Raw genomic sequence first — 20536 nt, forward strand, 5'->3', positions numbered from 1 at the left:
GACATTATATATTCGCGCTTTTATTCAAAGGAGGAAGTTTTGATGGCAAAAAAACATGTATCTGATTTAGATTTAAAAGGGAAAGTCGTATTAGAACGTGCAGACTTTAACGTACCATTAAAAGATGGAGAAATTACTAACGATAACCGCATCGTGCAAGCTTTACCAACAATTGAGTATATCCTTGATCAAGGTGGAAAATTAGTATTATTCTCTCACTTAGGTAAAGTTAAAGAAGAAAGCGACAAAGCAAAATTAACATTAAAACCTGTTGCAGTTCGTTTAAGCGAAAAATTAGGCAAAGATGTTAAATTCGTACCGCAAACACGTGGTAAAGAATTAGAAGATGCAGTCGCTGCATTAAAAGAAGGCGAAGTACTTTTAGTTGAAAATACACGTTTTGAAGACTTAGACGGTAAAAAAGAATCTAAAAACGATCCATTATTAGGTAAATACTGGGCATCTTTAGGTGATGTGTTTGTTAACGATGCATTCGGTACAGCACACCGTTCACATGCTTCAAACGTAGGTATTGCCTCTCACTTAGAAAGTGCAGCTGGGGATTTAATGGAAAAAGAAATTAAATTCATCGGCGGTGTTGTAAACAACCCTGATAAACCAGTTGTAGCAATCTTAGGCGGAGCGAAAGTTTCAGATAAAATCGGTGTAATCGAAAACTTATTAAATGTTGCTGACAAAGTCTTAATCGGCGGCGGTATGGCTTATACTTTCCTTAAAGCACAAGGTTATGAAATCGGTAAATCTTTATTAGAAGCTGACAAAGTTGACTTTGCTAAAGATTTATTAGAACGTGCAGGAAACAAAATCGTTTTACCAGTTGATGGTAAAGTAGCAAGAGAATTCTCAAATGATGCAGAAATCACAATCGTAGATATCGATCAAATTCCTGAAGATCAAGAAGCTTTAGATATCGGACCAAAAACTGTTGAGTTATTCAAAAAAGAATTAGAAGGTGCACATACAGTAGTATGGAACGGACCTATGGGTGTATTCGAATTTGAAAACTTTGCACAAGGTACAATTGGTGTTTGTGAAGCAATTGCTGAATTAAAAGATGCAACTACAATCATCGGCGGCGGTGACTCAGCTGCAGCAGCAATGATGCTTGGATTCGAAGATGACTTCACACACATTTCAACTGGTGGCGGTGCATCATTAGAATATCTAGAAGGTAAAGAATTACCTGGTATTGCATCAATTAGCGACAAATAAGTTGTAACTTATTAATAAACTTTCAAGGAGCGTTTTATAATGAGAAAACCAATTATTGCAGGTAACTGGAAAATGAATAAAACAGTACAAGAGGCAAAAGACTTTGTTAAAGCTTTACCTCAATTACCTGATACAAATGAAGTTGAAGCTGTTATCTGTGCACCAACAATTCAATTAGATGCATTAACTACAGCTGTTAAAAACGGTGAAGCTGAAGGATTAAAAATCGGTGCTGAAAACACTTATTTCGAAGAAAGCGGTGCGTTTACTGGTGAAACATCTCCAGTTGCATTAGCTGACTTAGGTGTGAAATATGTCATCATCGGTCACTCAGAACGTCGTGAATTATTCTTCGAAACTGATGAAGATGTTAACAAAAAAGCACATGCAGTATTCAACCACGGTATGACACCTATTATCTGCGTTGGTGAAACACTTGAACAACGTGAAGGTGGAAAAGCTGAAGAAGTTGTTGCTGAACAAGTTAAAAAAGCATTAGAAGGCTTATCAGATGATCAATTGAAACAAGTTGTCATTGCATATGAACCAATTTGGGCAATCGGTACTGGTAAATCATCAACTGCAAAAGATGCTAACGAAATGAGTGCATTCATTCGTAAAACAGTAGCAGACCTTGCCAGCCAAGCAGTTGCAGATGAAGTACGTATTCAATATGGCGGTAGCGTAAAACCTAACAATATTGCTGAATATATGGATGAATCTGATATCGACGGCGCTTTAGTCGGCGGAGCTTCATTAAAAGTTGAAGACTATGTAAAATTATTAGAAGGTGCTAAATAATATGGCGAAACAACCTACAGCATTAATCATCCTTGATGGTTTTGCAAATAGAGAAGATGTACACGGCAACGCAGTTAAACAAGCGCACAAACCTAACTTCGACCGCTATTATGAAAAATATCCTACAACTCAAATCGAAGCAAGTGGTCTTGAAGTAGGACTTCCTGCAGGTCAAATGGGTAACTCAGAAGTAGGACATATGAATATTGGTGCAGGACGCATTGTTTATCAAAGTTTAACGCGCATTAATAAATCAATTGAAGACGGGGACTTCTTTGAAAATGAAGTGCTTAACGACGCAATTGCCCACGTTAAAGCAAACAATTCTGCATTGCATGTATTCGGTTTACTATCTGACGGTGGTGTACACAGTCATTACACACATTTATTTGCAATCTTAAAATTAGCTAAACAACAAGGTCTTGATAAAGTCTATGTACATGGTTTCTTAGATGGTCGTGACGTAGATCAAAAATCAGCATTAAAATATGTGAAAGAAACTGAAGAACAATTCAAAGAAATCGGCATTGGCCAATTCGCTTCAATTTCTGGACGTTATTATGCAATGGACCGTGACAAACGTTGGGAACGTGAAGAACAAGCTTATAACGCAATTCGTGATATCAATACAACTGAATATGCGACAGCAGAAGAAGGTATTGAAGCAAATTATGCAAATGATTTAACAGACGAATTCGTTGTACCTTTCTCAATCAAAGAACAAAATGAAGGCGTTCAAGATGGAGATTCAGTTGTATTCTTCAACTTCCGTCCTGACAGAGCAGGTCAACTTTCTGAAATCTTCACAAACAAAGATTTCAAAGGTTTTGAAGTGAACCAACCTAAAGATTTATTCTTTGCAACGTTCACAAAATACAATGATCAAGTTGATGGTCGTGTTGTATTTGAAAAAGTAGACTTAAAACAAACAATTGGTGAAGTTGCTGAAGCTAACAACTTAACACAATTAAGAATTGCTGAAACTGAAAAATATCCTCATGTGACTTACTTCATGAGTGGTGGACGCAATGAAGAGTTTGATGGAGAACGCCGTATTTTAATCGACTCTCCAAAAGTTGCAACGTACGATTTAAAACCTGAAATGAGTGCGTATGAAGTTAAAGATGCGTTATTAGGTGAGTTAAATAAAGGTGACTTAGACTTAATCATCTTAAACTTCGCTAACCCAGACATGGTTGGACATAGTGGTATGTTAGAACCTACTATCAAAGCGATTGAAGCAGTAGATGAATGTCTTGGTGAAGTTGTCGACAAAATCTTAGACATGGGTGGCCATGCGATTATTACAGCTGACCATGGTAACTCTGACCAAGTATTAACAGATGACGATCAACCAATGACAACACATACAACTAACCCAGTTCCAGTTATCGTTACTAAAGAAGGCGTAACATTACGTGAAACAGGTAAATTAGGAGATTTAGCTCCAACATTACTTGATTTACTTGGTGTGAACCAACCTGAAGAAATGACTGGTGAGTCATTAATTAAACATTAATTGTTCACAATCAATATCGTTTAATTAATTCATTTTTTTAGCAAGACAAGTTATAATATATATGAAAGCAATTATGAAAAGGAGATTATCAACATGCCAATTATTACAGATGTTTATGCTCGCGAAGTCTTAGATTCTCGCGGTAATCCAACAGTTGAAGTAGAAGTATTAACTGAAAGCGGTGCATTCGGTCGTGCATTAGTACCATCAGGTGCATCTACAGGTGAATACGAAGCCGTAGAATTACGTGACGGGGACAAAAAACGTTACGGTGGTAAAGGTGTTACTAAAGCAGTTGAGAACGTAAACGAAGTTATCGCTCCTGAAGTTGTTGAAGGAGAATTCTCAGTATTAGATCAAGTTTCAATTGATAAAATGATGATTCAATTAGACGGAACTGAAAACAAAGGTAAATTAGGCGCTAACGCTATCCTTGGTGTTTCTATTGCTGTTGCACGTGCTGCAGCTGACTTCTTAGGTCAACCACTTTACAAATATTTAGGTGGATTCAATGGTAAACAATTACCAGTACCTATGATGAACATCGTTAACGGTGGTTCTCACTCAGACGCACCAATCGCATTCCAAGAATTCATGATTTTACCTGTTGGTGCTGACTCATTCAAAGAAGCATTACGCTGGGGTGCTGAAATCTTCCACAACTTAGCTAAACTTCTTAAAGGTCGCGGTTTAGAAACTGCAGTTGGTGACGAAGGTGGTTTCGCTCCTAAATTCCACGGTACTGAAGATGCTGTAGATACAATCTTAGAAGCAATCAAAACTGCTGGTCTTGAACCAGGTAAAGACGTATTCTTAGGATTCGACTGTGCTGCTTCTGAATTCTACGAAGACGGCGTATACGACTACACTAGATTCGAAGGTGAAGGCGGCGCTAAACGTTCTTCAGCTGAACAAGTTGACTACTTAGAAGAATTAGTTAACAAATACCCAATCATCACTATCGAAGATGGTATGGACGAAAACGACTGGGAAGGTTGGAAACAACTTACAGATCGTTTAGGTAAAAAAGTACAATTAGTAGGTGACGATTTATTCGTTACTAACACTAAAAAATTATCTGAAGGTATCGAAAAAGGTATCGGTAACTCAATCTTAATCAAAGTTAACCAAATCGGTACTTTAACTGAAACATTTGACGCTATCCAAATGGCTCAAAAAGCTAACTACACAGCAGTTATCTCTCACCGTTCTGGTGAAACTGAAGATACTACAATTGCTGACATCGCAGTTGCTACAAACGCTGGTCAAATCAAAACAGGTTCATTATCAAGAACTGACCGTATCGCTAAATACAACCAATTATTACGTATTGAAGACGAATTATACGAAACAGCAGAATTTGACGGCATCCATTCTTTCTACAACTTAGACAAATAAGATAAGTTCTACTGATATTGAGTTCACGCAAAATTTAATTCAGTAACTTTACTAGAGAAACTGTTAAGGTCTCATCAACCTTGGCAGTTTCTTTTTATATTCCAATACAGATACTCCCGCTCATGTTCAAGAACTGATATAATGAGAAACAATGGAAGTATTCTAAGGCATGAAGGAGTATGAAAAAATATGGATACTGAAAATAATAAAGTAATGCGTGCGAAAAAGTCAGGGAAATTGATCGCATATGCTTCACTCTTTTTAGCAATGATGTATGCCACGTATATCTTTGTTTCTTTAGACAAAAGTGTCATCACAGACTTATTAACTTCACATCAGATTGATGCGACCAAAAACGCTGTAGGAAATTTCTTGAATAGTTATCGATTAACTGGGATTATGTACTTGTTGGCTTATTTATGTGGGCTTATCGCGATTTGGAATCAACATCCTTATTTATGGTGGTTCTTGTTTGCGGTCTATATTTCACAGACGTTCTTTACAGCTGTGAATGCAGGTCCGATTATCCAAAGTATTATCCATGTGAAATCATTTTATATGACATTACCACTTTGGATTACATTAGCAGGATCAACAATTTTAGCGTTATATATGCTGGTTATTTCGATTAAGCGTAAAAGTACGTTCAATCGTTAGTGTCTTTTGGATTGAATTTGATAAATAGACACCTAACGTGTTATAATTGCTAGGTATATTATGAATGGAGGAGTAAAGCATGCACATTTTGTTGACAGTTTTATTAGTTATAGACTGTATCGCATTAATCACAGTTGTGTTACTCCAAGAAAGCAAAAGCAATGGACTTTCAGGAGCCATCAGCGGGGGCGCTGAACAGCTCTTTGGTGGAAAACAGAAACAACGCGGCGTAGATTTATTCTTAAACCGTGTCACAATTGTCTTATCTATTGTGTTTTTCGTTTTAATGCTCGCAATTACTTATCTCAATATGTAAATGTAAGGTCCGACAATGTAAAAGTCGGGCTTTTTTCATTATAATGGTAATTGTGTATTGTATTTTTATAAAGAGATGAAGGGATTGAACGACATGCAAATCAAATTGCCTAAACCGTTCTTCTTTGAAGAAGGAAATAGAGCAGTGTTATTATTACATGGATTTACAGGGAATTCATCAGACGTGCGCCAATTAGGCCGTTTCTTACAAAAGAAAGGCTATACTTCTTACGCGCCGCAATATGAGGGGCATGCTGCGCCGCCGGAAGAGATTTTAAAATCAAGTCCGCATGTTTGGTTTAAAGATGCTTTAGACGGTTATGATTTCTTGAAATCAAAAGGCTATGATGAAATTGCGGTAGCTGGATTATCTTTAGGTGGAGATTTCGCCTTGAAATTAAGCTTAAATAGAGATGTAGAGGGTATTGTAACGATGTGTGCGCCTATGTTTATTAAAACAGAAGGCTCTATGTACGAAGGTGTCTTAGAATATGCACGTAACTTTAAAAAATATGAAGGCAAAGATGAAGCGACAATTGAAAAAGAAATGGAAGCCTTCCACCCTACAAGTACATTAAAAGAATTACAGCAAACCATTCAAAATGTTAGAGATCACGTAGATGAAGTTATGGATCCATTATTAGTGATTCAAGCTGAACAAGATAAGATGATTAACCCAGATTCAGCTAATGTGATTTATGAAGAATCATCTTCTGATGAAAAAGATATCAAATGGTATGCGGATTCAGGACATGTTATTACGATTGATAAAGAAAAAGAACAAGTCTTTGAAGATGTTTACGCATTTTTAGAAGGCCTTGATTGGTCCGAATAAGATAAAAGGAAAAATATTATAAATAAGAAAGGAGGGGCATCATGGATTTAAAACAATCTGTCACAGAAATAATTAAACAACCTGATTATGAACCAATGTCAGTTTCAGACTTTCAAGATCGTTTAGGTTTAGATAATGCCGACTCATTTAGAGATTTAATAAAGGTGTTAGTTGAACTAGAACAATCAGGTTTAGTTGAACGAACAAAAACAGACCGCTACAAAAGAAAGGGTAGTCAAAACAATATGAAAGATAATTTAGTAAAAGGAACGTTAAGCCAAAACAAAAAAGGGTTTGCCTTCCTTAGACCTGAAGACGAAGATATGGAAGATATCTTTATCCCGCCAACTAAAATCAATCGTGCGATGGATGGCGACACTGTCATTGTAGAAGTGCAGCCCTCACGCGGGGATTTCAAAGGTAAAGTCGAAGGTGAAGTTAAATCTATTGAGAAGCACTCAATCACACAAGTGGTCGGTACGTATACTGAAGGCCGTCACTTTGGATTTGTGATTCCTGACGACAAACGTATTATGCAAGATATCTTTATCCCAAAAGGCCAAAGTTTAGGTGCCGTTGAAGGTCATAAAGTATTAGTCCAAATTTCTAAATACGCTGAAGGTAATGATAATCCTGAAGGTCATGTGTCTGCGATTTTAGGTCATAAAAATGACCCGGGTGTAGATATTTTATCTATCATTTACCAGCACGGTATTGAAATCGAGTTCCCTGATGAAGTGTTAAAAGAAGCGGAAGCTGTACCAGAATATATCGAACCGTCAGAATTAGAAGGACGTAAAGATTTACGTGATGAATTGACGATTACGATTGATGGCGCGGATGCGAAGGACTTAGATGACGCGATTGCGCTTAAGAAATTAAAAAATGGTAATACGCAATTAACTGTCAGTATCGCGGATGTCAGCCATTATGTGAAAGAAGATTCAGCATTAGATAAAGAAGCATATGACCGCGGGACGAGTGTTTATTTAGTAGACCGTGTGATACCGATGATTCCACATCGCCTAAGTAATGGTATCTGTTCATTGAACCCTAATGTTGACCGTTTAACGTTAAGCTGTCGCATGGAAATTAATCAAGACGGCAAAGTCGTTAAACACGAAATCTTTGATAGTGTCATTCAATCTGATCATCGTATGACTTACGATGAAGTGAACCCAATTATCACTGAACATGATGAAAGCGTACGTGCGAAATACCCAGATGTGACGCCAATGCTAGATTTAGCGCAATCATTAAGTGAAACGTTAATTCAAATGCGTAAACGTCGCGGTGAAATCGACTTTGATATTGATGAAGCAAAAGTAATCGTCAATGATGAAGGTATTCCAGTAGACGTTCAATTGCGTCAGCGTGGTGAAGGTGAACGTTTAATTGAATCATTTATGTTAGCAGCGAACGAAACAGTAGCTGAACATTTCAATAAAATGGAAGTTCCCTTTATCTATCGTGTCCATGAACAACCGAAAGCAGATCGTTTAACACAATTCTTCGAGTTTATTACGAACTTCGGTATTCTTGTAAGAGGTACAGGCGAAGATGTATCGCCAAGCACACTTCAAGAAATTCATGAGAAAGTCAAAGGGCTTCCGGAACAAACAGTTGTTTCTACAATGATGTTACGATCAATGCAGCAGGCGCGTTATGAAGATGTGAACTTAGGTCACTTTGGTCTATCTGCGGATTATTACACGCACTTCACATCACCGATTCGTCGTTACCCTGACTTAGTGGTGCATCGTTTAATCCGTAAATACTTGATTGAAGATTCAATGAGCGGTAAAGAACTGCGTAAATGGGAAGATAAATTACCAGAAATTGCGGAACATACGTCAAATCGTGAACGTCGTGCGATTGAAGCAGAACGTGATACTGATGAACTTAAGAAAGCAGAATTCATGCTTCAACATATTGGCGAGGAATTCGAAGGTATTATCAGTTCAGTCGCAAACTTCGGTATGTTCGTAGAATTACCGAATACAGTTGAAGGTATGGTACATGTTTCAAACATGACAGACGATTATTACCAATTTGCTGAAGGTCAAATGGCTATGATTGGTGAACGTACAGGCAGTGTCTTCCGTATTGGTGATTCAGTGAAAATTAAAGTTGTCAATGTAGATGTTGATCAACGTATGATTGATTTCCAAATCGTCGGCATGCCAGAACCAAGACGCAGAAAATCAAATGAACGTCCTGCACGCGGTACGACAATTCAAACGAAAACGCGTGGTAAGAGCCTTGGCGGCGACAAGAAAAAAGGCAAGAAAAAACAACGCAAAGGCAAAAACCAACGTAACCGTGATAAACAAAATGACACGAACCATAAACCGTTTTACAAAAGTAAAAAGGTAAAACAAAAAGCACGTAAAAAGAAAAAATAAGCGCGTATGAGTAGCTGCTCATCGCGTTCTATCAAATTTTCAACAAGAGGTGAACACGATGTCGAAGAAGAAGAAAAAGTCTCCTGGTACTTTAGCGGAAAATCGTAAAGCCAGACACGACTATAATGTAGAAGATACGATTGAAGCGGGCATTGTGTTAAAAGGTACAGAGATTAAATCAATTCGTCGTGGCAGCGCAAACTTAAAAGATAGTTTCGCACAAGTGAAAAATGGTGAAGTATACGTTCATAATATGCATATTGCGCCATACGAAGAGGCTAATCGATTCAATCATGACCCAGTGCGCCCTAGAAAATTACTCTTACACAAAAGAGAGATTGAGAAACTAGGTACACGCACGAGAGAAATTGGTTATTCAATTATCCCGTTAAAATTGTATCTGAAACACGGTGTATGTAAAATGCTGATTGGTGTCGCAAGAGGTAAGAAGAAATATGACAAACGTCAAGATCTTAAAGACAAAGCAGTTAAACGCGACATGCAGCGTGCAATGAAAGACCGTTATTAAGGGAAAGCAGGTAAAAGCCTGCTTCCCGCATTCTTAGTTTACTAATAAACAATTATATTGATTACTAAATGCATTTTTGATATGATAAAGAGTGCTATTGGATTCTAGCAAATAGAATCTATTTAATATTATTTCGGGGGCGTTTTGGATTCGACAGGGGTCCCCAGAGCTTATTAAGCGTGTCGGAGGGTTGTCTTCGTTATCAACACACTCAGTTTATAATAACTGGCAAAACAAACAATAATTTAGCAGTAGCTGCCTAATCGCACTCTGCATCACCTAACAGCATCGCCTATGTGCTGTTAACGTGATTCAACTTTAGTAGGATACGCTAGGCACTGCTGTTCGAAGTCTGTCTAGAAGAGATTAAGCGAACTAGCATGGTGTTGGTTGTCTATTTCCTACCACCATGCGAAATTTGAATAATAGACTACACACGTAGAAAGATTTGTATCAGGATCCTTGGACGCGGGTTCAAATCCCGCCGCCTCCATACATAGAGCTTTCAACCATTGCGGTTGAGGGCTTTTTATTTTGTGCTCTTTAAATTAGATTCTCAGCTTTATTAAATCTTTTTGACAATTCTCATCCTAGTGACGACAATATTATGACATTACGGTAAAATAAAATAATAATTAAGTTATACCAAATAAAAATTAAGAAAGGTTATGACTTTTCTGAAGGTACCACTGTTCCAAAATAGGAATACACATTGTGCTAAATAGAAAGGGAAGAAGCAGTCATGGAACTTTGGGAGTACTTAAATCACAGAATTGAACTCTTAGCAATTAATGGCAAAACTTTTATTGGCAATGTAGTAGGCTTTGACACAAGACTAGATAATGAATTTGGGGAAGATTCAATACACTTAGAAGTTGAAAATATAATTTTCGATATTAAAGAAAGTGAAATCATATCCATTAAGGTCATTTCTTAAGTAACTACCTAAGTAAAAATAAAGTATAAAGTGAGATGATCATATGAAACCAGTATATATTTTAGACGGTCATGTTACTGCTAAAGAAGCAGCGGAAATGTTTGATGAGTTAACAAAACAATTAGAGAAAGATGTAGAAAAAGAAAGAAGAGAAAAAGAAAAACAAGATAAAAAATCATGAGTAGTTAACTAAATGGGAAAAGTATGTTCAGTGGCTTATAAATTTAAGTTAAGTCATTTTATTTAGTAATTACAGAGAGAAACAACAGGAATAATACTTGCACTATTTATTAGGATATTAATGTAAACGGTAGAAATGTATCAATTAGATTATCACCTAATTTAAAACCGCTTTGAGAGTTATGTAAAGCAGGTGAAATATAGTATAAATCGAGGTTATTATTATGCCCTTCAAAATGCAACTTGATGGTGAATGTTCAATAGAGGAAACACTGAAAGTTATGGAATACATTATACAAAGAGAAGAAAAGGAAAAGCAAGATAAAAAGAAAGATCAAGAAGAAAAGAATAAACAAAGTATATGACAATATAAGTGAGTGACTGAATGACAGACTCAAAGTAATATAATTTAAAGAAAATATGATGGAAAGTGGATGATTAATATGGCTATAACTCCAATGCTAGATGGCTATATTCCATTAGAGGATATTTTAGAATCATTAAGAGAGTTACAAGGGAAAGAAATTGAAAAAGCGGAAGAGGTAAATTTGAAAAATCAAGAAACTCAAGAAAACCAAGATAAAAAATCGTGAGTAGTTAGCCAAACAAAATGGAATGGCTATTATTAATAGTTACAAAAATATTTTAAGTTAAGTTCGTATAGTTTTTTATCTGATGCCTTCATACAAGGAGCCTTCAACCATTGTGGATGAGGGCTTTTATTTTTTTACGCATCTTCAAAATGATATACTTTGTAGGATGAAATTAAAAAGTTTAAGAAGATTTAATATGAATAATATAATTATAGTATAAATTGGAGGTCTTTAATGGTTTTAGTTATTGGATTGTTACTTCTTTTCATTGCTATATTGATTATTGAACCAAGGCTATATTTGAATATATATGTTTTGTCACTATTGATTGTATCTGGATTGATAAATATAGCAGATTTCTTTATCCCCATAGTTAATAGTGAAGGCAATATCAATTTGTTGTATGTTATTTTATTAACTTTTATTTTTCCCATCATATTGCTGATTATTTTTGCATTAACATTATTCAATACACGCAAGATTGTTGCTAAAGAGGGGAAGAGGTTAACGAATCTATTAGTTTTGGTTTATGGCCTATTCTTATTTTTTGACTTTTTAATAATTAATTATCAACCGTACTTATTGTTTCATTATCGACAGGGTATTATCGGTATATATTTGAACTTTATCTTTTGGTATTTCAACATCATTTTATTATCTCAGACGTTATACTCAATGATAATGAGTTTCGTATCAAACTATAAAAATCCAGACTATATTTTAATATTAGGCTCAGGATTAATAGGTGATCGTGTGCCGCCATTATTAAAGTCACGTTTAGATAAAGGGATAGAATTAAAAAATAAGTTTCCAAATGCAAAAATGATTGTAAGTGGCGGCCAAGGTCCAGATGAACTTGTCAGTGAATCAGAAGCGATGGGAAAGTATTTAATTGAACAAGGTATTAAGGAATCTGACATCATATTTGAAACAGAATCTACAACAACCTATGAAAATCTAGTATTCTCTAATCAAAAGGTTAAAGATACGCAAACAAAATTACCATTCTTCACCATTGTTTCTAATAACTTTCATGTTTTGAGGGCAGCTTTCTTATCTAGAAAGGTTAAATTAAAAGCGACAGTTGCAGGGAGTTATACAGCTTCTTATTTCTATCCCAATGCTTTTATTCGTGAATATATTGCTTGTCTTGTGATGTATAAAAAATCGCATATTTTCATTTTAGTTATGGCCACATTAGGATTCATCTACTTTTTAGCAATTCGATAATATTATATAAATTTCACTTAAGACTGGAGTGTTTCTCCAGTCTTTTTAATACGCTGTTAAATAATATTTGTGCACTCAAATTTAAAGAATAAGTCATTATTTGTGATATGTTCATTATTATTGGTGGTGTATTGTTGGTTTTTATGGATATATTGTAGTATATAAGGCGTTAAGATTTATAATCGTACAGAAATCTTATAAAATGTACTAATACTCATGAGAAAGGTGATATCAGTATGTTTATTGACCCAAATAAATTAGAACCATTTAATATGTATAAAATGTTGATAGGTACAGTGACACCTAGACCGATTGCTTTTGTGACTTCACAAGACAAAGAAGGTAATGTCAATGCGGCACCCTTCGCATTCTTTAATGTGGTATGTCCTGCACCGCCAATGTTAATGATTTCAGTTGGTAAAGATAATGGTGCACTAAAAGATACAAGTGCTAATATTTTAAGTACGAAAGAATTCGTAGTTCATATAGTTGATGAATCTATTGTGAGAGAAGTTGTGAAAACTGGCGATAATTATGATTCAGATGTGAATGAATTAGATAAGACTAATTTAACAACGACGCCATCACAAGTTGTGAAGGTGCCAAGTGTTAAAGAAGCGAAAGTACGTTATGAATGTGAATTAGTCCATCATGCTGAATTAGGAGATGAAAAATTTGGTACAGATATGTTAGTTGGCCAAGTTAAATCTATCTATATTGATGATGAAATTTATGATGTAGATAAAGCTTACGTTGATGTAGAAAAATTAAATCCAATTACAAGTGTCGTAGGTGATCACTATGTTAAAATTGGTGAGCCGATTGAAGATTTATTAAATAAATAAGCATAATTATTTCGATATGAGAAAAGGTATAGCATTGAGTGATGAATTAGTATCAATGTTATACCTTTATGTTTATGATATTAGATTAATCGTCTAGCAATGTTACCAAACAGTCTTGTTGGCAAGATGAGATGTAAGAAAACAAATTGCTGGAATAATAAAAGTGACAAAAATATTTTAAAGAAATAAGTCAAAAAGGTATACAAACCTAAATATTAGGTGTAGTATAGACCTTAAGTAATTGTTCGTGAAATTGATTTGCAGTTTTATTCGTATGAATTTACTCCCATTGATTTTTATAAACAAGTTACAAATATTCGTGCAAAAGCACATACGGAGGATTTTTATATGAATAGTGGTACAGTTAAATGGTTTAACGCAGAAAAAGGTTTTGGATTTATCGAAAGAGAAGATGGTAACGACGTATTCGTACATTTCTCAGCTATCCAAGGCGAAGGCTACAAATCATTAGAAGAAGGCCAAAAAGTTGACTTCGACATCGTTGAAGGCGACCGTGGCGAACAAGCTGCAAACGTTGTAAAAATGTCTTAATTTTTACTTAAGCTGATAAAAGCAGCACAACAATCTTTAGAGGTTGTTGTGCTGCTTTTTATTTTGCTTATTTTATTGTTTGTAGTGATCATATTTACCAGCTTCGATATCTGCTTCTCTTCTCTGTATTTCATCATATACAGCTTGTTGTTCAGCTGCATCGCCCTCATAATAGCCTTGTTCAATCGCATATTTTGTTTGTATTTCTGCTGAAGATAATCCGCCGTTATATTTTTTTCGTAAGGCATCAATATATTGATCTTCTGTTTGAGCTGCATTGATTTCCGCATTCACATCTTCACTCGGAACTTCAGCTTGTGTTTGTGCATTTTGATCATATACCGATTGTTCAGCACCGCTTTCTACACGTAATGAACTCTCATATGCGGCGCTTGCAGGACCTTCTGTAACATTACCTTGAGGAATAACACCATTTGCTACTGCGCTATTATATGCCTTGATTTTGTCAATTTCCGCATAGTTTCCGTAAATGACACTTTCTAGAGTTGCGCGGTCAGTAATATTATTTATATTAACTTGTTGTGCTTGTTGATTCTGTTGATTTTGATTTTCTGTTGAGGCTTCATTTTGAGTTTGTTTATCCGATGATTCAGAGTTTGTTTGTTGTTCATTTTGCTTCTTACTGTCTTTTTCATGATCTTTCGTAGTGTCTTTTTCTTTCTGTTTAGATTGTGAAGTCTCTTTCTTTTCTGAGGTTGCTTTATCTTCAGATTCTTCTTTAGTCTTTTCATCATTTTGACCACATGCTGAGATGATTAATAGACTCATGGCTAGTAATGTGAAGAGTTTTTTCATTGAATCTACACCCTTTCTTTCTATTTGTGTATTAGTTTAACTATAACCGACTTTCATGTGGTTTAAAACTCTTTTTAAAATAAAAAAGACCTGAAAAAACAGGTCTTTTGAAAAGTGAATTATAAGTAGATGTTGCCTTTAGCGTATTGATAAAAGCGTTTCTTACTTGGGATGAATAGCGCTAATACAGTTACGACACCTAACTTACCGCAAATCATCACAATGATAATGATTATTTTCGTTAATGTCCCGTATTCAGACGTAAAGTTCATACTTAAGCCGACGGTACCAAAAGCAGACACAACTTCAAATAATACTTTCATAAGCGGTGTTGTTTCATTTAATAGACTGACGATAAAAGATACGGTTAACACAAAAATAAAGCTGACTGTTGAAATTGTAATGGCTTTCGCAATAGTTTTAGGTTTAATCGTTCTGCTGAAGATAGTCGTATGGTCTTCATTACGTAAAGTACTATAAACAAACATAGTCATGACAATGAATGTTGTTACTTTAATCCCACCAGCAGCACTGAATGGTGCACCCCCAATAAACATGAGTACCATCATCATCAATGCAGTAGGTGTATGAATTAATTCTAAGTCAACAGACTGGAAACCAGCTGTTCGAGTTGTGACGGATTGGAAGAAAGAAGTTCCAAGTTTACCCCACATGCTAAAAGGTTTTAAAGTGTTATTGAACTCTAAGACGAAGTAAAGCGCCATTCCGCCAAAGATTAAAACCAAGGTTGTATAAATCACAACTTTAGTATGTAGCTTTAATTTATTTAATCTTCTTGTTCTGACTAAATCAGACATGACAACAGGGCCTAGACCACCCATAATAATCAACATAGGAATCACTAATGTGACTACTGGATCATCATTAAATCCAATCATATTTTTAGAAAACAATGCGAATCCGGCATTGTTGAATGCGGAAACGGACGTAAAGATACTGATGAATAATCCTTTGCCTAATCCGTATCTGGGGACAAAAGATAAACCGAGTAATAACATCCCTACAAACTCTGTAGATAGACTATAGAGTGTTAATTGACGAATTAAACGAACCATACCGCCAGGTTCGTCTACGTTCCAGGTTACCATGATTAATTTGCGTTCATGCATCGAAATTCTACGATTAGCGATGATTAAAGTTAGTGTTGTTATTGTTACAATCCCTAAACCGCCGATTTGAATTAAAAACATAATAATTAAATCACCTAACCAGTTGAATTGTGAAGTAATATCAACGGTTGATAAGCCAGTTACTGTAAATGCACTGGATGCTACAAAGAATGCATCAATAAAAGAGGTATAATGTTTTCCGGTCCATGGTAAATATAAAAGTAGTGCACCTATAAGTGTGGTACATAGAAATAATGATAAATAAACAGTCAGGGGTTTCTTTAAGAAAGCCACTTAAACACCTTCTTTATTTCGTTTGGATTTTTGTGTTTATTTCAAATACATCTGTTATTATACAATCATTTTCAGTAATTGCATCTACAAAATAACAAATACGCAAAAATATCGAGGAATAATCATTTCAATGATTGTTTGCAACATACAACTTTAGCCAGACAGGGTCACAATATTGTATAATAAAATTGATAAATTTTAGGAAAAAGGAGATAAAGATGAAGAAAATACTTACACCACTTATTATTATCGGCATTGTTATTGTTGTGATTGGTGTCACTATGATTGCACCTTACAACAAATTAGTAGGTATGGATGAAGATACTAATACAGCACTTTCAAATATCGACAATCAACTACAACGACGTGTAGATTTAATTCCGAACCTTGTAAATACTGTTAAAGGTTATGCTAAGCATGAAGAAGACGTATTTAAACAAGTTTCTGATGCACGTAGTAAACTTGCTGGCGCTTCTACACCTAAAGAAAAAGCGGAAGCGAATGGGGAAGTCAATTCTGCATTAAGTAGATTATTAGCAATAAGTGAGAACTATCCTGATTTGAAAGCAGATAAGCAATTTACAGGATTACGTGATGAGTTAGCAGGAACAGAAAATAGAATTGCTGTGGCTCGTAATGATTACAATACATCTGTTAATAAGTATAACCAAGCAATCCGCCATTTCCCAACGACCATTGTAGCTAAGCTATTTGGATTTGATAAGAAAGAATACTTTAAAGCCGAAAGCGGTGCAGATAAAGCACCTAAAGTTGATTTCGGCACTAATACATCTCAATGATTAAAAAATGTGTCAGCGTCTTAGCTGTCATATGGGTTGGGATGTTGCTCGTCGCACAAAGCATCTTTGCGGCATCAGATAAATTTCCAAAATTAGAACAACCTGTATTTGTACAAGATCATGCAGATTTGATTACAAGCCAAGATAAAAATACGATGGTTGAAAAAGGTCAAAAATTACAAAATGGTACAGATTCAGATATATTAGTTATGACGATGAAATCAATAGGTCAAACACCGAAAGAAGATTATGCGTATCAAGCAGGCCGTCACTATAAAGTCGGCGATCAAAAGCATAGTCGGGGTGTTGTGATATTAGTCAATTTAGATAACGGCAATGAATATCAAAATCGTGGTATTCAAGTTGCGGTGGGCCGAGGATTAGAAGGTGTCTTAAATGATGCCAAAGTCGGTGCTTTGATTGATGATAACTTTATGCCTTATGCTAAAAAAGCAGGGCAGGCTGATAGTAAAGAACAACAACAAGCATACTACAGTAAAGGAATCACGCAACTTTATAATGCGATTTGGAGTGAAATCGCCAAAGCTTATGGTTATGATGGTGAAAAATTTACTGAAGATACACCTAAAGCCACAGCACAATCAGGTGGTGAAGGCGGCTTTAGTGTATTTGGTATCATCTTCATTATTATCATCATAATTATTATTATCTCTATTAAAAATGGCGGTGGCGGACCTCCTAGAGGTGGTGGCCGTAGAAGAGATAATACAGGTACTTGGTGGGTAGGCACCGGCGGCTTCGGCGGTGGTTCATCAAGTGGCGGTGGTTTCAGCGGTGGCAGCTTCGGCGGAGGCGGCGGCTTCGGCGGCGGAGGTGCTGGTCGCGGATTCTAACAACCAAATCAATTCAAAGAAAAAGCAGGGTGCTTGGCATCTTGCTTTTTTGCAGTTAAAAATATTCTACAGTGTCCGACTGATCGTTATAAATGTTGCAGATTCGTACGAAATTATGAATTTTATGTAAATACTATGTATAAAGTTTATCAATTTAAATAAGAATACCTTGTATTTATTGCTGGTTTAGGCTAACTTTATAAATAAGATGTATAAATATTTTGAAATAGGGTAAGAAGTCCTTTTAAAGTTTTTGAACCTTGCGTTTCAAGAGGGTAAGATTTGAATGTAAATACAGTTTTTTGTTAAATGAATTTTATTATAAACTGTATTTTATTCCAAACCTTATGTTATACTGACGAAAAAGCCTATTTAACTGATAAGAATGATTTCCTCCTACGGAAATTTATCGATGTTAGTGTTTTTTCGATTTAGAAATATCTTTAAGTGGGGTTGTTACATGAGTTTTTATAAGTTTATTATTACTTTTATGGAAGATGATACACCGTTCGGACAATTAGCTGAATGTATTGAAAAAGATCATAACTTTCCTAAAGAAGAAACAAATATAGATAATATATACGAATATGTACATGAGCATTATTTTGAACATCATCTATTAGAATCAGCTAATAGAGCGCTCAGTGTATATAAAAGTAACTAAAAAAGCAAGTGCATCCCAAATTGTGCACTTGCTTTCTTCATAAACAAAAATAAATCGTGAAAATTACGATTTATGGTTTACAAATGACGAAACGTCATGTAATATAAAACGTAACCGTTACGATTTACGGTCACTTAATTACAACTTACTTTACTTAATCAATTCGGTACACGGGAATGTACCGAATTTTTTTTATACCCACTATTATGCTACCCCGTATATTAATTAACCTCTGCAGACTCTTTGATAGGGTAAATCAGCCAATGTTCATCAATATACTCATCGCCATACTTACGAGAATTCTTTTCAAATCCTATTTTTGAAAAACCATATTCACTATAGAACGTTAATGCGCCGATATTATTCGATGCGACAGGAGCCATGATTTTTTCAATTTCATGTGCAGTACAAAAATCAGCGACAGTATTTAATAGTTTTTCATCTAAATGGTCAATATCTTTTACATACATATTTTCAATAATAGCTTTATGCTGTGTCCCAACGATAATCGGATGGAATAATGTTAAAGCACCCACTAATTCATTATTGAAGAACACACCGAATAAATATTGCGCATTATTGTTATTGTCTATCAACCTTTTAAAGTAGTCTCTACACACTTTATCTTCATCAAATATCGCCCAAGTATAAATGTTTTTAGGATCGCTTGTAGCCTCTTTGAATAGTTGATAGACATCTTCTATGTCATCAGAGTTTAGTAATCTAATCTCTTTCATGAAGTTAACACCTCTCTTCTTACTTTCTTAACTTTTCCATTAATTTAATAATGTGGTCATTATTGATAAGTTTAATTTAATATTATTATATACTTTTAATCAAAGCAACACTTAATAGGTATACCTTAGAAAAAAGTATCGCTATAAAAGCGATTGTTCACAATATGGGGTGATTCAAGTGAAAACCTATTATGTGTAGATGAATTAGACGTCATACACACTTCATTTTAATGCTAACATAAATATAAATATCGCTATGATAAGTTATGAAGATGCGCTTAATGGCAAACTGCCTAATAAATGGTAGTTTAAGTGAATAAAATATCACGCAATACGCGCTATGATGCTGACTAATGTTAAACTATGATTAACGAAACAAACTGGTCACATTTTAAAAGTAAGGGGTAGATAAGATGACACAAGTAGAAATCGCTGTAACGATAGCACCAGAAGCTGACATAACACAAACGTTGCGTGAAGATTTAGCAAAAGCGCAAGCAGCCGTTAATATTATTGAATTAAGAATTGATCAACGTCAAACATTTGAAGTAGCTGAGATTGAAGCACTTGTAGATGCTTTACACCAAAGTGTCCCAGAGGCCAAGTTATTAATTACGTACCGCACAGCCTCACAAGGCGGAAAAGGTGAAAAAGCACAAGAAGCTTATTATGCGCTATTGCAAGCATTAATGCAAGTTAAAGGTTGCGACATGATTGATATTGAATGGGAAGAAGCACATAAAGAGAAAATCGCTGAACTTGTTGCTGAAGCACAAGCAGCCGGTTTAGAAGTTGTCTTGTCTCAACATGATTTTGAAGAAACGCCTGCACTTGAAAATCTCAAATTCACTTATTTTAAAATGAGTAAAACACATGCTGACTATTTAAAACTCGCAGTGATGCCGAAAGATCCTGAAGATGTGACAAACCTTTTAGATGCACTCTATATTTCATCACAAAGCGTCAAAATGAAGGTAGTAGGTATTTCTATGTCTCATCTTGGTTTAGTATCAAGAACAGCACAAGGTGTCTTTGGAGGCAGTATCTCTTATGGCTGTTTAGGTGCACCGCAAGCACCTGGACAAATACATGTTAATAAATTAAAAGAACTTTTGACATTATATGAATCAAACAAATAATTTGAAAAGATATGTATTTCAATCTATACTGTAATTGATAATGGTTATCAATAATATAAAGGAGAGTTAGATT

The 20536-nt window shown here is 35.2% G+C and carries 22 protein-coding genes and 1 other RNA gene; 20 read left to right on the top strand and 3 right to left on the bottom strand.

Going from position 1 to position 20536, the window contains the following annotated elements; translation table 11 throughout:
- The first annotated feature begins 42 nt into the window (after positions 1-42).
- The 16 genes from ACFCT9_RS12195 (at position 43) to ACFCT9_RS12270 (ending at position 14029) form a co-directional block, all read left to right on the top strand.
- On the top strand, positions 43-1233 hold the full coding sequence (locus tag ACFCT9_RS12195; protein WP_412519630.1) for a phosphoglycerate kinase: 1191 nt from the start codon (positions 43-45) through the stop codon (positions 1231-1233).
- Between the two features lie 39 nt (positions 1234-1272).
- Positions 1273-2034 (top strand): triose-phosphate isomerase, encoded by a 762-nt coding sequence (tpiA, locus tag ACFCT9_RS12200; RefSeq protein ID WP_412519632.1) that lies wholly within the window; start codon positions 1273-1275, stop codon positions 2032-2034.
- A gap of 1 nt (position 2035) precedes the next feature.
- Positions 2036-3553: a 2,3-bisphosphoglycerate-independent phosphoglycerate mutase gene (gene gpmI, locus ACFCT9_RS12205; RefSeq protein WP_412519634.1), complete on the top strand. Its 1518-nt coding sequence runs from the start codon at positions 2036-2038 to the stop codon at positions 3551-3553.
- 93 nt (positions 3554-3646) lie between these two features.
- On the top strand, positions 3647-4951 hold the full coding sequence (eno, locus tag ACFCT9_RS12210; RefSeq protein ID WP_412519636.1) for a surface-displayed alpha-enolase: 1305 nt from the start codon (positions 3647-3649) through the stop codon (positions 4949-4951).
- A 189-nt stretch (positions 4952-5140) separates the two neighbouring features.
- A complete protein-coding gene (locus tag ACFCT9_RS12215) occupies positions 5141-5608 on the top strand; it encodes a hypothetical protein (RefSeq protein WP_412519638.1) in 468 nt (155 codons plus the stop codon).
- A gap of 79 nt (positions 5609-5687) precedes the next feature.
- On the top strand, positions 5688-5924 hold the full coding sequence (secG, locus tag ACFCT9_RS12220) for a preprotein translocase subunit SecG (RefSeq protein WP_002481572.1): 237 nt from the start codon (positions 5688-5690) through the stop codon (positions 5922-5924).
- Positions 5925-6017: 93 nt separating this feature from the next.
- On the top strand, positions 6018-6758 hold the full coding sequence (locus tag ACFCT9_RS12225; RefSeq protein ID WP_412519640.1) for an alpha/beta hydrolase: 741 nt from the start codon (positions 6018-6020) through the stop codon (positions 6756-6758).
- Positions 6759-6799: 41 nt separating this feature from the next.
- Complete coding sequence (rnr, locus tag ACFCT9_RS12230) at positions 6800-9163, top strand: ribonuclease R (protein WP_412519642.1); 2364 nt, start codon at positions 6800-6802, stop codon at positions 9161-9163.
- Positions 9164-9221: 58 nt separating this feature from the next.
- On the top strand, positions 9222-9692 hold the full coding sequence (gene smpB, locus ACFCT9_RS12235; RefSeq protein WP_412519644.1) for an SsrA-binding protein SmpB: 471 nt from the start codon (positions 9222-9224) through the stop codon (positions 9690-9692).
- 135 nt (positions 9693-9827) lie between these two features.
- Positions 9828-10188, top strand: a transfer-messenger RNA (tmRNA) gene (gene ssrA, locus ACFCT9_RS12240).
- Between the two features lie 246 nt (positions 10189-10434).
- A complete protein-coding gene (locus ACFCT9_RS12245) occupies positions 10435-10629 on the top strand; it encodes an LSM domain protein (RefSeq protein WP_412519646.1) in 195 nt (64 codons plus the stop codon).
- A 43-nt stretch (positions 10630-10672) separates the two neighbouring features.
- Positions 10673-10810, top strand: a complete 138-nt coding sequence (locus tag ACFCT9_RS12250) for a hypothetical protein (RefSeq protein WP_412519647.1) — start codon at positions 10673-10675, stop codon at positions 10808-10810.
- 442 nt (positions 10811-11252) lie between these two features.
- Complete coding sequence (locus ACFCT9_RS12255; RefSeq protein ID WP_412519649.1) at positions 11253-11402, top strand: hypothetical protein; 150 nt, start codon at positions 11253-11255, stop codon at positions 11400-11402.
- A 675-nt stretch (positions 11403-12077) separates the two neighbouring features.
- The gene (locus ACFCT9_RS12260; RefSeq protein ID WP_412519651.1) at positions 12078-12632 is read left to right on the top strand and encodes a YdcF family protein; all 555 of its coding nucleotides are present in this window, start codon (positions 12078-12080) and stop codon (positions 12630-12632) included.
- 236 nt (positions 12633-12868) lie between these two features.
- Positions 12869-13477: a flavin reductase family protein gene (locus ACFCT9_RS12265; RefSeq protein WP_412519653.1), complete on the top strand. Its 609-nt coding sequence runs from the start codon at positions 12869-12871 to the stop codon at positions 13475-13477.
- Positions 13478-13825: 348 nt separating this feature from the next.
- Positions 13826-14029 carry a cold-shock protein gene (locus ACFCT9_RS12270; RefSeq protein WP_002481579.1) on the top strand — a complete coding sequence of 68 codons (204 nt, stop codon included), beginning with the start codon at positions 13826-13828 and terminating at the stop codon, positions 14027-14029.
- A 72-nt stretch (positions 14030-14101) separates the two neighbouring features.
- On the opposite strand, the gene ACFCT9_RS12275 is transcribed toward ACFCT9_RS12270, so the two are convergent.
- Together ACFCT9_RS12275 and ACFCT9_RS12280 are read right to left on the bottom strand one after the other, a co-directional pair.
- A complete protein-coding gene (locus tag ACFCT9_RS12275) occupies positions 14102-14845 on the bottom strand; it encodes a hypothetical protein (protein ID WP_412519655.1) in 744 nt (247 codons plus the stop codon).
- 119 nt (positions 14846-14964) lie between these two features.
- Positions 14965-16269, bottom strand: coding sequence for a TrkH family potassium uptake protein (locus tag ACFCT9_RS12280; protein ID WP_412519657.1), 1305 nt, complete (start codon positions 16267-16269; stop codon positions 14965-14967).
- A gap of 218 nt (positions 16270-16487) precedes the next feature.
- Here ACFCT9_RS12280 and ACFCT9_RS12285 point away from each other — a divergent pair, with 218 nt between their 5' ends.
- The 3 genes from ACFCT9_RS12285 to ACFCT9_RS12295 all read left to right on the top strand — a co-directional run bounded on the left by ACFCT9_RS12285 (position 16488) and on the right by ACFCT9_RS12295 (position 18587).
- On the top strand, positions 16488-17069 hold the full coding sequence (locus ACFCT9_RS12285) for a LemA family protein (protein ID WP_412519659.1): 582 nt from the start codon (positions 16488-16490) through the stop codon (positions 17067-17069).
- Positions 17066-17923, top strand: coding sequence for a TPM domain-containing protein (locus ACFCT9_RS12290; RefSeq protein WP_412519661.1), 858 nt, complete (start codon positions 17066-17068; stop codon positions 17921-17923). Before ACFCT9_RS12285 ends, ACFCT9_RS12290 begins: the two co-directional genes overlap by 4 nt.
- A 460-nt stretch (positions 17924-18383) precedes the next feature.
- Positions 18384-18587 (top strand): YozE family protein, encoded by a 204-nt coding sequence (locus tag ACFCT9_RS12295; RefSeq protein ID WP_412519663.1) that lies wholly within the window; start codon positions 18384-18386, stop codon positions 18585-18587.
- Positions 18588-18808: 221 nt separating this feature from the next.
- Here ACFCT9_RS12295 and ACFCT9_RS12300 read toward each other — a convergent pair whose 3' ends face one another.
- Positions 18809-19324 (bottom strand): GNAT family N-acetyltransferase, encoded by a 516-nt coding sequence (locus ACFCT9_RS12300; RefSeq protein WP_412519665.1) that lies wholly within the window; start codon positions 19322-19324, stop codon positions 18809-18811.
- A 413-nt stretch (positions 19325-19737) separates the two neighbouring features.
- Here ACFCT9_RS12300 and aroD point away from each other — a divergent pair, with 413 nt between their 5' ends.
- The gene (gene aroD / locus ACFCT9_RS12305) at positions 19738-20463 is read left to right on the top strand and encodes a type I 3-dehydroquinate dehydratase (RefSeq protein WP_412519667.1); all 726 of its coding nucleotides are present in this window, start codon (positions 19738-19740) and stop codon (positions 20461-20463) included.
- The last annotated feature ends 73 nt before the right edge of the window (positions 20464-20536 follow it).

The organism is Staphylococcus simulans (assembly GCF_047037175.1).
GTDB classification, from domain to species: Bacteria; Bacillota; Bacilli; order Staphylococcales; family Staphylococcaceae; genus Staphylococcus; species Staphylococcus simulans_C.